We start from the raw sequence: 14,681 nt of genomic DNA, 5'->3' as shown, positions 1-14,681 counted from the left end.
CGGGCGCTCAGCCGTGCAGCGAGCGGTAGGCCGCGGCCGCCCCGGGGTGCAGGGCGATGCTGCCCGTGCCGATCAGGCTGCCGACGTCGAGGAACTGGGTGCCGACGGCGTTGTCGGGGACGAGTGCGGTCGCGCGGAGCACCAGGAGGCGGGTGAGCGCGTCGGCCACGGTGCGCGAGAGGTCGGCGCGACAGACCAGCAGGTTGGACACCCCGATGGTGGCGACGCCGCCCGCCCTCCGGTAGGCGCCCTGCGGCAGGGACACCTCCTCCAGGCCCGAGCCGGCCCGGCCGTCGCGGTCGCCGAGTCCGGGCAGCAGGCCGGCCAGCGGCAGGAAGCGCAGGCCGGGCCGGTCGTCGAGTCCGGACAGGACGGGCAGCGGTACGCCGCCGGCGACGAGCAGGGCGTCGACGCCGCCCGCCCGCATGGCGTCGGCCGCGGGGGCCAGTGGCAGATGACGTACGGGGACGTCGGTGCCGGGCGCGAGACCCGCGGCGTGCAGGAGCCGTTCGCCGAGCACGGCCGCGCCCGATCCGGCCGCGCCGAGCGACACTGTGTGTCCGGCCAGGTCGGACACGGCACGCACGGGCGAGTCGGCGCGGACGGCGAACTGGAGGTAGGTCTCGTACACCCTGCCGATGGCGCGCAGGGGCACCGGGCGCGGGAAGAGGGCGGTGCCCTGGGCGGCCCGCGCGGTGTCGGTGAGGACGAGGGCGAGGTCCGCGCGTCGGTCGCGGAGCAGCTCGATGTTGGTGACGCTGCCCGCGGTGGTGCGCACGCGGCAGTCCAGGCGGGGGTACTCCGCTTCGAGTTGGGCGGCGAGGAGGCGGCCGAAGGCCGCGTAGAACGCCGTCGGCTCACCGGTCGCGAACCGCAGCACACCGCTCGGTCCGGGACGCTGCCCGGAGGCGTCGCCCGTGAGCGCACCGCCGAGGACGGCGACGGCCGCCGAGCCGAGAGCGGCCCGGACGACGGTGCGGCGGTCGACGGGGCGGGTCATGACAGACCACCCTCGGCACCGGCACCGGCGCCGCTACTCCCGTCGGCGGCGGCCCGGCCCCCGGGCACGACCACCCGGGCCCGCAACCCCCGCGGCCGCCCCGCCCCCAGCTCCAGCCGGCCGCCCCGGCCCGCCAGCAGTTGTTCGGCGATGGCCAGGCCCAGCCCGGTGCCCGCTGTCCCGTTCTGCCGGCCCGAGCGCCAGAACCTGGTGGTGGCGAGGGCGAGTTCCTCCGTGGCCAGGCCGGGACCGTCGTCCGTGACCGTGAGGATCGCGCGAGCGCCTTCGGTGGTGCAGCGCAGCGAGATCTCGGCGCCCGGGCCCGCGTACTTGATGGCGTTGTCCAGCAGGATGTCCGTGACCTGGGCGAGTTCGCGGTCCGTGCAGGCGGCCGTGACCGGCGCCGGCGCGGACCGGAGGATGAGGCGGGCTCCGGCGCGCCGGGCGACCGGCTCCCACAGCCGGTACTGGGCGGCCGCGACCTCCGTCGTGTCGCAGTGGGCGTCCGACCCGTCGGTCACCGTCAGTTCCCCGGCCCGGTGTTCCGCGGCGGCGAGGGCCAGCAGGTCGTCGAGGAGGTTCTCCAGGCGGTCGAGCTCGGTGGTGACCCCGGTGTACGTACGGTCGGCCGACGACGGCAGGTGAGCGTGCAGGGCGTCGACGCGCAGCCTGAGCGCCGCCATGGGGTTGCGCATCTGGTGCGAGGTGTCGGCGACGAGCCGGCGTTGCTGCTCCAGGGCCGCCGTGACGGTACGCGCCATGCGGTTGAAGCCGGTCGCGAGCTGACGCAGCTCCGGTGGGCCGCCGGCCCGGGTCTGTTCGGGCGGCAGGCCCGCCGCGAGCTGGCCGACCGCACGGTCGAGGCGGCGCAGCGGGCTGACCACCCAGCCCGTCGCGGCCCGGGCGAGGACCGTACAGGCGAGGGCGACCAGAGCCGTTCCGGCGAGGACGGCGGCCCAGCGCCGGGTGAGGTCGTCCGCCGCGGTCGCCACCGAGGCCCGCAGCACGACGGCCCCCGAGACCCGGGTCCCGGTGCCGGCGGGCTCGGCGAACATCCGGTACCCGCGTGACCAGGGGCGCAGCGCGGCCGAAGGACGCGCGGTCTGGTTGCGCAGGGCCGCGTCGAGCAGCTGGGCCACGGCGGGGTCGGCGGCCCGCATGCCGCCGGTCTCGACGACCGGGCTGCGGCGCGTGTCGGTGACGACGAGCGGTTCGCCGTACAGCTGGGTGTAGCGCCTGGCCTCGGCGGTGAGCGCGGAGGTGTCGCCGGTGGCGGCGGCCTGGTCCATGAGGGACGCGAAGCGGTCGAGGTCGGCGCTGCGGGAGAGGACCAGCTGCTGGGTGCGGTCGGAGGCGGTGAACAAGAGCAGCGGTACGGCGAACGCGGCCACCGCGAGAACGGCGAACACCAACAGCGCGGCCTGGACCCTGGTGCGCACGCCTCGGCTCCTCAGTCGCCGAGGTCCCCGAAGCGGTAGCCGAAGCCCCGGATCGTGGTGAGCAGCTCGGGGCGGCGCAGCTTGGCGCGCAGCTGGGTGAGGTGGACGTCGAGGGAGCGGGACACGGCGTGGTGGGCGTCGCCCCACACCTCGTCCAGGAGCTGTTCACGGCTGACCGCGGTGCCCGCCCTCCCGGCCAGTACGGCGAGGATGTCGAACTCCTTGGTGGTCAGTTCGACCTCCGCCCCGCCGACCCGGACCCGGCGTGCGTCGAGGTCGATTTCGACGTCACCGGCACGGACCGTACGTACCGCGGGGGCGCCCTTGGCGGCGGTGCGCCGAGTGACGGTCTCGATCCGGGCGAGCAGTTCGGCGAGGCGTACGGGCTTGACGAGGTAGTCGTCGGCCCCGAGCCGCAGCCCCCGTACGACCGAACGTTCGTCGCCGCGCGCGGTGAGCACCACCACCGACAGATCGCTCACGGCCCGCACGGCGCGAAGCACCTCGAGACCGTCGATGTCGGGCAGGCCCAGATCGAGAAGGAGCAGGTCGGAGCTGCGGTGGTAGGTCATCACCTCGCTGCCGTACCGGACCCGCCTGGTGACATGACCATGATCGTAGAGGACCTCCACGAGGGCCGCGGCCACTCCGTCGTCGTCCTCGGCCAGCAGTATCTGCACCCCGCCCACCTCCCTTCGGCCACATGCCGGGTCCGAATCTAGACCACACGGACGGCGGGCTGGCCGGAGTGTTAAGGGGAGGTTAGTTCTGTGTGCTGGTGTCTCGCCCGGCGGTGCGGGGCGGAGCCAGGGTGCGAGAGCGCCCAGCGAGAAGGACTCCGCAAATGATCACGAGCACCCCCTCCCCCAAGGCTCCCCTCTCCCCCAAGACCGCCGGCTGGCTGGACTGGTACCGGAACCCGTCCGTGCCGACGTTCCGGCTGCCGCCGGGGACCGTCGACGCCCACTGCCACGTCTTCGGCCCACAGACCGAGTTCCCCTTCGCCCCGGAGCGGAAGTACACGCCCTGCGACGGCGGCAAGGACGAACTGTTCGCACTGCGCGACCGGTTGGGCGTCGCTCGCAACGTCATCGTGCAGGCCACCTGCCACGGCGCCGACAACACCGCGATGGTCGACGCCGTCCGGGCGGCCGACGGCAGGGCGCGCGGCATCGCGACCGTCCGCCCGGACATCTCCGAACGCGAGCTGCTCGACCTCGACGCGGCGGGCGTACGGGGAGTGCGCTTCAACTTCGTACGACGTCTGGTCGACGCATCGCCCGAGGACGACCTGAGCACCATCGCGAAGAAGGTCGCCCCGTTGGGCTGGCACGTCGTCCTCTACTTCGAGAGCGCCGACCTGCCCGAACTGGAGAGGTTCTTCGCCTCGTTGCCCACGCCGCTGGTGGTGGACCACATGGGCCGGCCGGACGTGACGCAGCCGGTGGGCGGGCCGGAGTTCACCCGGTTTCTGCGCTTCGTCGAGGACAACGACGTGTGGGTGAAGGTGACCTGCCCCGAGCGCCTCAGCGCCACCGGACCCGCCGCCCTCGACGGCGAGCGACGCGCCTACACCGATGTCGTCCCCTTCGCCCGCAGCGTCGTGCGGGAGTTCCCCGACCGGGTGCTGTGGGGCACCGACTGGCCGCACCCCAACCTCACCGACCACATGCCCGACGACGGGCTCCTCGTCGACCACGTCCCGCAGGTCGCGGTCACCGCCGAGGAGCAGCGCAGGCTGCTCGTCGACAACCCCATGAGCCTCTACTGGCCCGGCGAGGACGTCTGACCCGCCCAACTCCCCATCCTCCTACCCGACTTCGACAAGGGCCGCTCATGCAACCCTCCAACGCACTCAACCGGCTGGACCGGCTTCCGGTCTCCCGGTTCCACAAGACCACCATGCTCGCCGTCGCCTTCGCCTACTTCTTCGAGTTCGCGGACATCAACAGCTTCGCCACCACCGCGCCGAAACTGATCGACCTGTGGGGCATCACCGTCGACCAGGTCGCCTACGTCACCTCGTTGTCGTTCGTCGGCATGTTCATCGGCGCGATCGTCGCCGGGGCCGTCGCCGACCGGTGGGGCCGCAAGCGGGCGCTGCTGTGGACGACCCTGTTCTTCGGCCTCTCCTCGTTCGCGGCGGTGTTCTCCTGGGACCTGGTGTCCCTGGGCGTGTTCCGCGTCCTGACCTCGGCGGGCCTGTCGGCGATGACCGTTGTGGGAGTCGTCTACATCAACGAGATGTACCCGTCGGCGATCCGCGGCAAGTACCAGGCGTACGCCATCGTCATCGGCATCTGCGGCACGCCCGTCACCAACCTCATCGCCAGCGCGGTCGTACCGCTCAGCGACTGGTCGTGGCGGCTGGTCTACCTCTGGGGATCCCTGGGCATCCTGCTCGTCCTGTTCACCCGGCACCTCAAGGAATCACCACGCTGGCTCGAAAGCAGGGGCGAGAACGCCAAGGCGGACGCGGTCCTGCGGGAGATAGAGGAGAGCGTCACCGCGGAGAAGGGCCCACTGCCCGAGCCCGCGCCCCCCGTCGCCGAGACGCCGTCGACCAAGGCCCCGCTGCGCCTGCTGCTGCGGAAGAAGTACCTGTTCCCGACGTTGCTGCTCACGGTGCTCTGGATGACGCAGACCATCGGCTTCTTCGGCTACTCGAGCTGGGCGCCCACCCTGCTGGCCAAGGAGGGGTTCAGCGTCGAGAAGTCCGTCTTCTACGTGGCACTGACCACGGTCGGCGCGCCGCTCGGCTGCTATCTCGCGTCCCTGGTCACCGACCGGTTCGAGCGCAAGTGGTGCCTGGTCGCCTTCGGTGCGGTGATCGCGGTGTGCGGCCTGTTCTACGGCCTCACCTTCAACCCCGTCTACATCATCGTGTTCGGTTTCCTGGTCAACCTCTTCGAGCGCGGCTACACCGCCCTCGCCTACGCCTACTCCCCCGAGCTCTTCGACACCCGGAGCCGCTCTCTGGGCACGAGCGTCTCCTACGGCCTCGGCCGGCTGTCGAACGCCGCCGGTCCGCTGATCGTCGCGGCGCTCTACAACGGCCACGGCTACCGGAGCGTCTTCTACTTCATCGCCGGCACCTGGATGGTCGGCGCGATCGCCCTCGCCGTCTTCGGCCCGCTGACCCGCTCGGCACGCCTCGCCGAGACGGACCGGCAGCGGCCTGCCGCGAGCGTGCCTGCCTGAAGCCCGAGCGGGCCCGCTCACCTGCGAAAACCCCGGCCACGGAGGTCCCAGGACTCCATGGCCGGGGTTTTTCGGCAGCGCTGGCGCCACCAAAGCTGCTTACTTGTGTAACTCAAGCAATCCCTTTATGCTTGAGTAAGTCAAGCAAATATACGCGGCCGAACGAGGCGCAGCGTACGGAGCGGATGGAGACCGCCATGGACAGCGCGCCCCGAAGCCCGGCCGCACCCGGACCGTTCGCCTCCTTCGCCCGGTTCGTCGTACTCGGCGGCGGTGTCGGCGTCCTCTCCAGCCTCGCCATCCCGTCGCTCGCCGGGCTGATGCCGTGGGCGGTGGCGAACGCGCTGATCACCGCGGCCTCCACCCTCCTGTGCACGGAGCTCCACGCCCGCTTCACCTTCGGGTCGGGCCGGCGCGCCGGATGGCGGCGGCACTGGCAGTCCGCGGGTTCGGCCGCGGTGGCCTACGCGGTCACCTGCGCCGCGGTGTTCGTCCTGCACCTGGTGCAGGCGTCGCCCGGGATGCTCACCGAGCAGCTCGTCTACCTCGGCGCCTCCGGTCTCGCCGGCTTCGGCCGCTTCCTGATCCTGCGCCTGTTCGTCTTCGCCGCCGGCCGCAGCCGGACGACGGTGGCGGTTGCGGTGCCGGTTCCGGTTCCGGTTCCGGTGCGGGCGAAGGTGGCGGCCCCGCGGTCGGTACGGTCCGCGGTCCTCTCGGCTGCGTGACTTGAGACCGGAGGGCACCAGCCCTCACGGCACCAGCCTTCCCCCTCCTCCCCTCCCCCCTCATCCCCCCTCGACCTTCACCCTTGCCGCACCGAAGCAGCCTCGCCCGCAGGGAGGTTGGGAAACGGGCGGCGAACACCGTGGATACGGTGTGGAGTTGTTGCACTTTCAGAGATCTTGCTCTTCTCACAGTGATCTCTCAGGGGCAACGATGACGGCAATCTCGGGGGACTGACCACTCCAGCGACCGTCATGCGCACCCGTCTCTCAGGCGTGCGCAGGGGGAAGGCAATCCACTTGTCCCAGCACCACCCCGGTCGGCGCCGCCGCGTCGGCCGTAGAACGGTTTCCCTGCTGGCCCCGGCACTCGTCGGCGGCCTCATCCTCACCTCCGGCCCGGCCGCCTGGGCGACGCCCACCGGGCCGACGCCGAACTCATCGGCGGACGCCGCGCGGCAGACGTACAAGGGCGGCACGTACTTCGTGCAACTCGTCGGCAAGCCCGTCGCCACGTACTCCAAGACCGCGCCCGAGCCGGGGGAACGACTCGACTCGCGGACGAAGGCCGTACGCGACTACCTCGGTCAGCTGAAGCAGGAGCGCGACAAGGTACTGGACGCGGTCCAGGGCGTCGCTCCGCTGTACAGCTACCAGTACGTACTCAACGGATTCGCCGCCGAGTTGACGGCCGGCGAGGCCGCCAAGCTGGCCCGCACGCCGGGCGTCGTCTCCCTGGTCCGCAACCAGATGCGCCAGGTGACCGCCACGTCCGACACCGAGTCGGCCACGGCGGCGAGGGCTGCGACGGCTGCGACGGCTGCGACGTCCAAAACCACGGCCGGAACCAAGGCCGCGACCACGGCCGGTACCCTCCCCGTCCCCGACACCGCCAAGTTCCTCGGTCTGAAGGACCGCGGCGGCCTGTACGCCAAGGTTCCCGGCGGACAGCGCAACGCCGGCCAAGGCCTGATCCTCGGCGTCCTGGACACCGGCATCGACACGAGCAACCCCTCCTTGAAGGCACTGCCCGAGCCGCGGCCCGACGCCGAGGTCATCGCCAAGAAGTGGAAGGGCAGTTGCGACTCCGGGCAGGACAGCGCGCACCGGGTCACCTGCAACAACAAGGTGATCGGCGCCCAGTGGTTCCGCAAGGGCATCACCGATCCCGGCCCCACCGACTGGGCGTCCCCGCTGGACGCCGAGGCGCACGGCACACACACCGCGACCACCGCGGCGGGGGACATCGACGTGCCCGCCTCCGTGCCCGACAGCGGTATATCCGGGCGTATATCGGGGCTCGCCCCGGCCGCCCGCGTCGCGGCCTACAAGGTCTGCTGGAGCGTCGGCTGCGCGACGGTGGACCTCGTCGCCGCCATGGACAAAGCCGTGGCCGACGGTGTGGACGTCATCAACTACTCCCTCGGCGGGCCCGCCGACAGCACCACCCAGCCCGAGTACGCGGCCATGTTCAACGCCGCCAAGGCCGGCGTCTTCATCTCCGCCTCGGCGGGCAACGACGGGCCGAACACCACCAGCAACACCCCGCCGTGGGTGACCACCGTGGCCGCCTCCACCCATGACGTCGGCTACCGCACGACCGTCACCCTCGGCGACGGCACGTCCTACACCGGCGTCGGCATCAGCGCCTCCGCCGTACCGTCCGCGCCCCTGGTCGACGCGGCCGAGGCGGCCAAGAGCGGCGTGGACACCCTCAAGGCCGCGCAGTGCCAGGCGGACGCACTCGACCCGGACAAGGTCAAGGGCGCCATCGTGGTCTGCGCGCGCGGCACCAACGCCCGCGTCGACAAGAGCGCCCAGGTCAAGGCGGCCGGCGGGGTCGGCATGGTGCTGTACAACGTCAGTCCGGCCGACGAGGAGGTCGCCGACGCCCACACCATCCCGAGCGTCCACGTCGACCGGGCGACCGGCGAGGCCGTCAAGGCGTACGCCGACGGCTCCGGGGCCACGGCCGCACTGAGCGCCGCCAAGGCCGTGCACCAGGCGGGCTCCCTGATCGCCGGTTTCTCCTCCGGCGGCCCGGACCCGCTCAGCGGCGGCGACCTGCTCAAGCCCGACATCACGGCACCCGGCGTGGACATCGTCGCCGGCACCGTGCCGGGCGGCGAGGACGGCACCTTCAAGGGCGACCAGGGCATCATGTCCGGCACCTCCATGTCCGCCCCGCACGTCTCGGGTCTGGCCCTGCTGATCAAGGCGCTGCACCCCGACTGGTCCCCCATGGAGGTCAAGTCGGCGCTGATGACGACCGCGACCACCAAGGACAGCGAGGGCGACGCGATCCGGCGCTCCGGCTCCGACGCCCCGGCCACCCCGCTCGACTACGGCGCCGGGCACGTCGTCCCGAACGCCGCCGACGACCCGGGCCTGGTCTACGACTCCACGTCCGCGGACTGGACGGCGTACTCCTGCGCCCTCGGTGACCACCTGGCGACCGCCGACGGCTCCGACGTCTGCGCCACCGCCCGGAAGATCGACCCGAGCGACCTCAACTACCCGACGATCTCGGTGGGCGACCTCGTCGGGCAGCAGACCGTCACCCGTACCGTCACCAACGTCGGCGCCACCGCCGGCGTCTACACCGCCAAGTTGCAGACGCCGCCCGGCTACAAGGCCGTGGTCTCGCCGAAGCGGCTGGTCGTCGCGCCCGGCGGCTCGGCCACGTACAAGGTGACCTTCACCCGTACCTCCGCCGCCTTCGGCGACTGGTCGTACGGCTCGGTCCTGTTGAGCGGCCAGGACGGACACCGGGTCCGCAGCACCGTCGCGCTGCGCGCCCTGGCGATCACCGCCGTGGACGCGGTCACCGGCAAGGACGCCACCGGCTCCGTCACCCTGACCGAGAAGACGGGCTACGAGGGCACACTCACCACCGCCGTCAACGGCCTGTACGAAGGCACCACCAAGACCGGCACGCTCACCGGGACCGACCCCGACTTCGGCCCGCCCCCGTCGCCGCTGCCCGCCTCCGCGGTCAGGACCGAACTCACCGTCCCCGAGGGCACCGAACTGGCCCGCGTCGCGCTCCTGTCGGCCGACCATCTGGCGGGCAGTGACGTGGACCTGTGGGTCTTCGACAAGGACGGCAACCTGCTCTCCACGCCCACCGACGGCAACGAGGAGCACGTCGACCTCGAGCCGGGCACCTACGAGGTGTACGTCAACCAGTACGCCCTGCCCTTGGGCGTCACCGGCCAGACCTACACCCTGCACACCTGGCTGATCGGCCCCGGCACCCGCCCGGACCACGCGGCCACCGCCGATCCGGCCGAGCAGCGGGCGACCCCGGGCGGCACCGCCAAGACCACCGTGTCCTGGCAGAACCTCCCGGACGGCCGCACGTACCTGGGCCTTGTCGGGTACGGCGACGGAAGCGACACCATCGGCACCACCGTGCTGACGGTCACTCCCTGACGGTCACTGCCTGACGGTCACTCCCTGACGGTCACTGCCTCTGAAGCACGCGAGAAGGCCCGGGTCCTGGACCCGGGCCTTCTTGCCGTGCGCGGAGGTGATCAGCCGTCAGGCTCAGCCGTAGAGGCCCACCCGCGGGTGCACCGTGCCCTCGGCGTCCGGGTCGAGGACGGTGAGGCGGTACTGCTCGGTGAGGGTGTCGCCCGCGTGCAGCGTGCGCTGCGCGGTCGAGAGGTCGGTGTACAGGGTGCCGGTCTGGCTGCCGAGCTGGACGGCCTCCCAGCAGCCGGTCGCGGTGCGGCGCTCGACCTTGACGTCCGAGGGGTCGAGGAACGGTCCCGCGTCCGGTGACTCCACCAGGAGCTGCGGGGCGACGGTCTGGTCCACCGAGGAGTCGTTGCGGTAGGTGACCGTGAACTTGTGCTTCCGGCTGTCGGCCGGGAGGGGGCTCGTGGGCAGGTCCACGAAGCCGGTGAGTATGGCGGGTGCCTGCTCGGGCAGGGCCGAGGACACCGCCGCGGGAGCCTGCTGGGTGGCTGCCGCGGCGGGCCCGGCCACGGCCAGACCGGCCGCGGCCACGACGAGGGCCACGAGAGCAACCCTGAGACGACTGTTCTTCGACGACACGTTCGCTGATCCTTCGGGTTCGCTTGAGTGAACTGGACCGCATCGTAGGCGCGGTCGGCACCCGGCGTATCGGCCGAAAGGACGAGGCGGACCGCAGGGGCACCTGTCGACAACTGGGCGCCGCGAAGCGGGAGATGAAGACCTCTTCACCTCCCGTGGATATTTCGTGGATACCCCCCGGTAGGGGTCCGCGGGCGTCAACTGACGTCTTATCGGACTGATAGCTTCCGCTTCACCGGCCCGGGGGAACCATCAAAGCCGGTACCAGACCTTGACAAGTGAACCCGGACGGAATGCCTTGCGCACTTCTCGTGAAAATGCAGGAGGAAGGCACCGCTGGCGGGTGCCGAAGAGCCGACGCGGCCGCATACTCGCGGCCGGCGCGACATCCGTACTGGCGATGGCTCTCGTCGCCCCGCTGGCATCGGCGGCCTTCACCGACTCCTCCCCCCAGCCCGGCGCCACGCCACCGCCGGACCGGGTGACCGACACCTCCCGACTGCCCTCGGGATGGCGGCAGTCCGACGACCGCATCGTCACGTACGACGGAGACGGCACCGGACTGCACGTACTGGTCGCCGACGCCGCGCACGCCTACGCCTGGCGCACCGCGGCCACCCTGTCCGAGCCGGGCATCGACACCGACCAGTGGATCGGGCAGAGCTGTGTGACCGCGTCGGGCGACCGGGCCGTTGTGGTCTACGCGCCCCGACAGGTGATCAACGATCAGCAGGGCTTCCAGCAGGGCGCCTTCGCGGCCGTGGTCGACCTGGCCGACGGCACCGTGACCAAGCTGCCCCAACTGGTCTCCCTCGCCTACTTCAACCCCGGCTGCGGCGACGGCGAGCAGGCCGTGCTCTCCAGGCCGCAGGGCGAGGGCACGCAACTGCTGACCGTCGACGCCCGGCAGGGGAAGCTGACGCGTCAGCAGACCGTCCCCGGCCAGCTGACCTCCGCCGTGCCCTTCGGCACCGGCATCGCGGCGGCCAACGGCTCCTCGGTGGTCTCGGTGAACCGGCAGGGAGACGTCAGCACCCTGGCCCGTACGGCGGGAACGCCCTTCCGGCTGGTGCCGGACGCGAACGGCGGCCTCGCCTACCAGGCCCCGGCCGCCGGGAAGAAGGTGCAGGTCCGCCGGGTCACGCAGGACGGCTCCGACCGGCTGCTCGGCTCCGGCGCGCTCGGCGCGCTGGCGGTGCGCGGCACCGGCGGCCGGGTCTTCGTCACCGGGACGGACGCCCAGGACGACATCCGGGGCTCCGCTCAGCCGAAGAACTCGCCGCAGAGCTCGCCGGAGAACGCTCCGCAGAGCTGGCCGAAGGGCTGGAAGGTCCTCGACGTCCCGGCCTCCTCCGAGGTCTCCACCACCGGCGCTCTCGCCCTGACCAGTGTCGGCAACGGCGCGGAGGCGGCCGGCGGCAAGGGCGTCGGCAGGGCCCTCGCCGCCGGCACCGCCCAGCCGGTCGGCATCAACGCCCTGGCCACGGGCACCGGCGCCACCTTCGACTTCCGGGTGAAGCCCAAGACGCCCGAGCAGGGTCAGGGCGCCGAGCAGTCCCCGGCCCTGTCCGCCCTCACCACCGACCCGAGCGGCGCGAGCCCGTCGGCCGGGATGCACACGAACAGCGTCGACAGCTCGTCCGCCGGGATACACACGGACAGCATCGACGGTTCGTCCGCCGGCATGCGCACGAACAGCATCGGCAGTCCGTCGGCCGGCATGCGGCTCGACAGCGTCGACGACGACGTCCCGGAGCACACCACCACCGACCCGGACCGTGCCTGCGCCGTCACCCGCAATGACCCGGGACTCCAGTCGCTCCAGTCGTCACCCGCCATGGTCGAGTGGGCGACGGACCTCGCCGTACAGGGCAAGCTCGACGTCCGCCGCCGTAGCGGATGGAACGGCACCGACCTCTCGTCGTACACCCCCCAGGGGATGTTCCCGCCGGTCGAGCTCAAGGGCGGCGGCCGGGTGCCCGCGCAGATCATGCTCGGCGTGCTCACCCAGGAGTCCAACCTCGTGCAGGCCACCTCGCGGGCGGCCGCCGGCGAGAGCGGCAACTTCATCCAGGGCGGCTACTACGGCAACGGCGGCAGCGTCCACACCGTCGACTGGTCCGCCGTCGACTGCGGTTACGGCATCTCCCAGGTGACCAGCGGGATGGCCCGCTCGGACACCACGTACACGGCCGAGCAGCAGAAGGCGATCACCGTCGACTACGCGGCGAACATCGCGGCCGGCCTGCAGATCCTCCAGGCCAAGTGGAACCAGCTGTACACGCACGGCATGCTCGCCAACGGCGGTGACCCTCAGTACCTGGAGAACTGGTGGTACGCACTGTGGGCGTACAACAGCGGCTTCAACGAGCCGAACGCGTCGGACACCGCCGCCCCCTGGGGCCTGGGCTGGTTCAACAACCCGGCCAACGGCCTCTACCCGCCGGACCGGAAGATGTTCCTGTCCTCCGGCTACGACGACGCCCGTAACCCCAACCTGTGGACCTACCCGGAGCGGGTTCTGGGCTGGGCGGCGTACTCCCAGCAGAAGACCGACCCGGCGACCGGCACGTCCGGTGCGGCCTTCACCGTCGGCAACTGGCCCACCGGCGGCGCGCCGGCCGCCGAGCCGCCGCACGACACCTTCTGCAAGCCCGCCGACAACGAGTGCGACACCTCCAAGCCCCGCAAGGTCGAAGGTTCGAGCCAGCCCGAAGGCCCCTGCCAGCGCGACGACTTCAAGTGCTGGTGGCACGAGCCCTCGACGTGGACGGACTGCACCACCACGTGCGGCACCGAGGTGCTGGCCTACGAGGCGAGCGACCCCGAGCCGAAGGCCACCTCGCCCCGTCCGGCGTCCTGCACCTCCACCCTGCCGTCGAACGCGCTGATCGTGGACGACGTGCCGAACACGGTGAAGTTCCGGGTGGGCAGCACCAACCCCTGCGCCGACCAGAAGAACTGGACCAGCCGGGGCACCCTGTCGTTCACCTTCGGCTCCGCGGTGCAGAACGGCGCGACCGTCTATCCGTCGAAGATCGACTTCCATCAGCTCGGTTCGGGCTTCGGCGGTCACTTCTGGTTCACCCACACCCGGGTGCCGACCTTCACCGACTCGGTCGTCACCGGCACCTGGACGCCCGACCGGTCGATCAAGGGCTGGGCGCGCGTCATGGTCCACCTGCCCGACCACGAGGCCAACACCGGCCAGGCGGCCTACCGCATCGATCTCGGTGACGGAACCGTCGTGGAGAAGACGATCTCCCAGGACACCGGCGGCAAGAACACCTGGGTCTCCCTGGGCTCGTACGAGTTCCACGGCACTCCGAGCGTCTCTCTGAGCTCGGCCACGGCCGACGGCACCGGCGACGACTCGATCGCCTGGGACGCGCTGGCCTTCGAGCCCCTGCCCGGCAAGCCCTCGGACGCCGTCTCGGCGTCCCCGTCCCCGTCCCCGTCTCCACAGAAGTAGCAAGTAGTCGCAGCGGCAACAGCGGACAACCCCCGGGTCATGGGCCCGGGGGTTGTCCGCTGTTGCGGTGCGGGCCCAACTCCTGCAAGACATCGCCGAGTTGGTCGGCGGTGAGGGGCGGGCCGGGAAGCCGCGGGGAGGCGGTCGGCGAGGCCTGCAGGCCGGCGAGGAGCAGGGCGAGGGGGCGTCGCCAGGCGTCGGGGGTCGTGGCGGTGGTCAGGGCCGGGACGGCACGGCCGAGGGCCGCGAGCGCGAACAGGACGTCCTCGACGGTGACGTCGGCGCGGACGGTGCCCTCGTCGCGGCCACGCCGCAGCAGGAGTTCCACCGTCTCCCGGTTGTGGACGTGCACGGCCCGCAGCGCGTCGACGCCCTCCAGCCGGGTGGTCATGAGGTCGTTGGTGCCCCGGTCGGCGGCCAGCGTGGTGAAGACGGCCTGGAGGTACGCGTTCAGGCCCGCCCACGCGTCCGACGCGGTCCGGGCCTGCTCGCCCGCGGTCATCGTGTCCGTCAGCAGGTCGTGGAAGACGGCGTCGATGAGGGCGGCGCGGGTGGGGAAGTGCCGGTAGAGCGTCGCGTTCCCGACGCCCGCCCGGCGGGCGATCACATCCAGCGGGGCTTCGAGTCCCTGCCGGGTGAACACCTCGTGTGCCGCGGCCACCAGGAGTTCCCAGCTGCGCCGCGCGTCGCGTCGCCGTGGGGGCGTCGCACGGTGTCCTTCGACGTTCATCATCACCCTCCGCACAAAGCTCCGAACCCGCGAAGCCCGGAAGCCCAGGACCTGG

The 14,681-nt window shown here is 71.6% G+C and carries 10 protein-coding genes; 5 read left to right on the top strand and 5 right to left on the bottom strand.

Annotated features, from left to right (window positions below):
• Window positions 1–7: 7 nt before the first annotated feature.
• The 3 genes from ACFWWR_RS36130 to ACFWWR_RS36120 are packed head-to-tail and all read right to left on the bottom strand — an operon-like array spanning window position 8 to window position 3,119.
• On the bottom strand, window positions 8–1,000 hold the full coding sequence (locus ACFWWR_RS36130) for a TAXI family TRAP transporter solute-binding subunit (protein WP_384307789.1): 993 nt from the start codon (window positions 998–1,000) through the stop codon (window positions 8–10).
• Window positions 997–2,439, bottom strand: coding sequence for a sensor histidine kinase (locus ACFWWR_RS36125; RefSeq protein WP_384307787.1), 1,443 nt, complete (start codon window positions 2,437–2,439; stop codon window positions 997–999). The genes ACFWWR_RS36130 and ACFWWR_RS36125 overlap by 4 nt, the downstream gene beginning before the upstream one ends.
• 11 nt (window positions 2,440–2,450) lie before the next feature.
• On the bottom strand, window positions 2,451–3,119 hold the full coding sequence (locus ACFWWR_RS36120) for a response regulator transcription factor (protein WP_383865692.1): 669 nt from the start codon (window positions 3,117–3,119) through the stop codon (window positions 2,451–2,453).
• A 164-nt stretch (window positions 3,120–3,283) separates the two neighbouring features.
• On the opposite strand from ACFWWR_RS36120, the gene ACFWWR_RS36115 reads away from it, so the two are divergent.
• From ACFWWR_RS36115 to ACFWWR_RS36100, 4 genes are all read left to right on the top strand, one after another.
• A complete protein-coding gene (locus tag ACFWWR_RS36115; protein ID WP_383865690.1) occupies window positions 3,284–4,228 on the top strand; it encodes an amidohydrolase family protein in 945 nt (314 codons plus the stop codon).
• Window positions 4,229–4,275: 47 nt separating this feature from the next.
• On the top strand, window positions 4,276–5,640 hold the full coding sequence (locus tag ACFWWR_RS36110) for an MFS transporter (RefSeq protein ID WP_384307785.1): 1,365 nt from the start codon (window positions 4,276–4,278) through the stop codon (window positions 5,638–5,640).
• A gap of 197 nt (window positions 5,641–5,837) precedes the next feature.
• On the top strand, window positions 5,838–6,365 hold the full coding sequence (locus ACFWWR_RS36105; RefSeq protein ID WP_383865686.1) for a hypothetical protein: 528 nt from the start codon (window positions 5,838–5,840) through the stop codon (window positions 6,363–6,365).
• A gap of 297 nt (window positions 6,366–6,662) precedes the next feature.
• A complete protein-coding gene (locus tag ACFWWR_RS36100; RefSeq protein WP_384307782.1) occupies window positions 6,663–9,797 on the top strand; it encodes a S8 family serine peptidase in 3,135 nt (1,044 codons plus the stop codon).
• A gap of 114 nt (window positions 9,798–9,911) precedes the next feature.
• On the opposite strand, the gene ACFWWR_RS36095 is transcribed toward ACFWWR_RS36100, so the two are convergent.
• Window positions 9,912–10,424, bottom strand: coding sequence for a signal peptide protein (locus ACFWWR_RS36095; RefSeq protein WP_384307779.1), 513 nt, complete (start codon window positions 10,422–10,424; stop codon window positions 9,912–9,914).
• 343 nt (window positions 10,425–10,767) lie between these two features.
• On the opposite strand from ACFWWR_RS36095, the gene ACFWWR_RS36090 reads away from it, so the two are divergent.
• Complete coding sequence (locus tag ACFWWR_RS36090) at window positions 10,768–13,896, top strand: hypothetical protein (protein ID WP_384307776.1); 3,129 nt, start codon at window positions 10,768–10,770, stop codon at window positions 13,894–13,896.
• Between the two features lie 37 nt (window positions 13,897–13,933).
• On the opposite strand, the gene ACFWWR_RS36085 is transcribed toward ACFWWR_RS36090, so the two are convergent.
• Window positions 13,934–14,626, bottom strand: a complete 693-nt coding sequence (locus ACFWWR_RS36085) for a TetR/AcrR family transcriptional regulator (protein WP_384307808.1) — start codon at window positions 14,624–14,626, stop codon at window positions 13,934–13,936.
• Window positions 14,627–14,681: the final 55 nt, after the last annotated feature.

Origin of the sequence: Streptomyces sp. NPDC058678 (assembly GCF_042714835.1) — a bacterium.
GTDB lineage: Bacteria > Actinomycetota > Actinomycetes > Streptomycetales > Streptomycetaceae > Streptomyces.
This window is presented reverse-complemented; position numbering and strand designations above follow the sequence as displayed.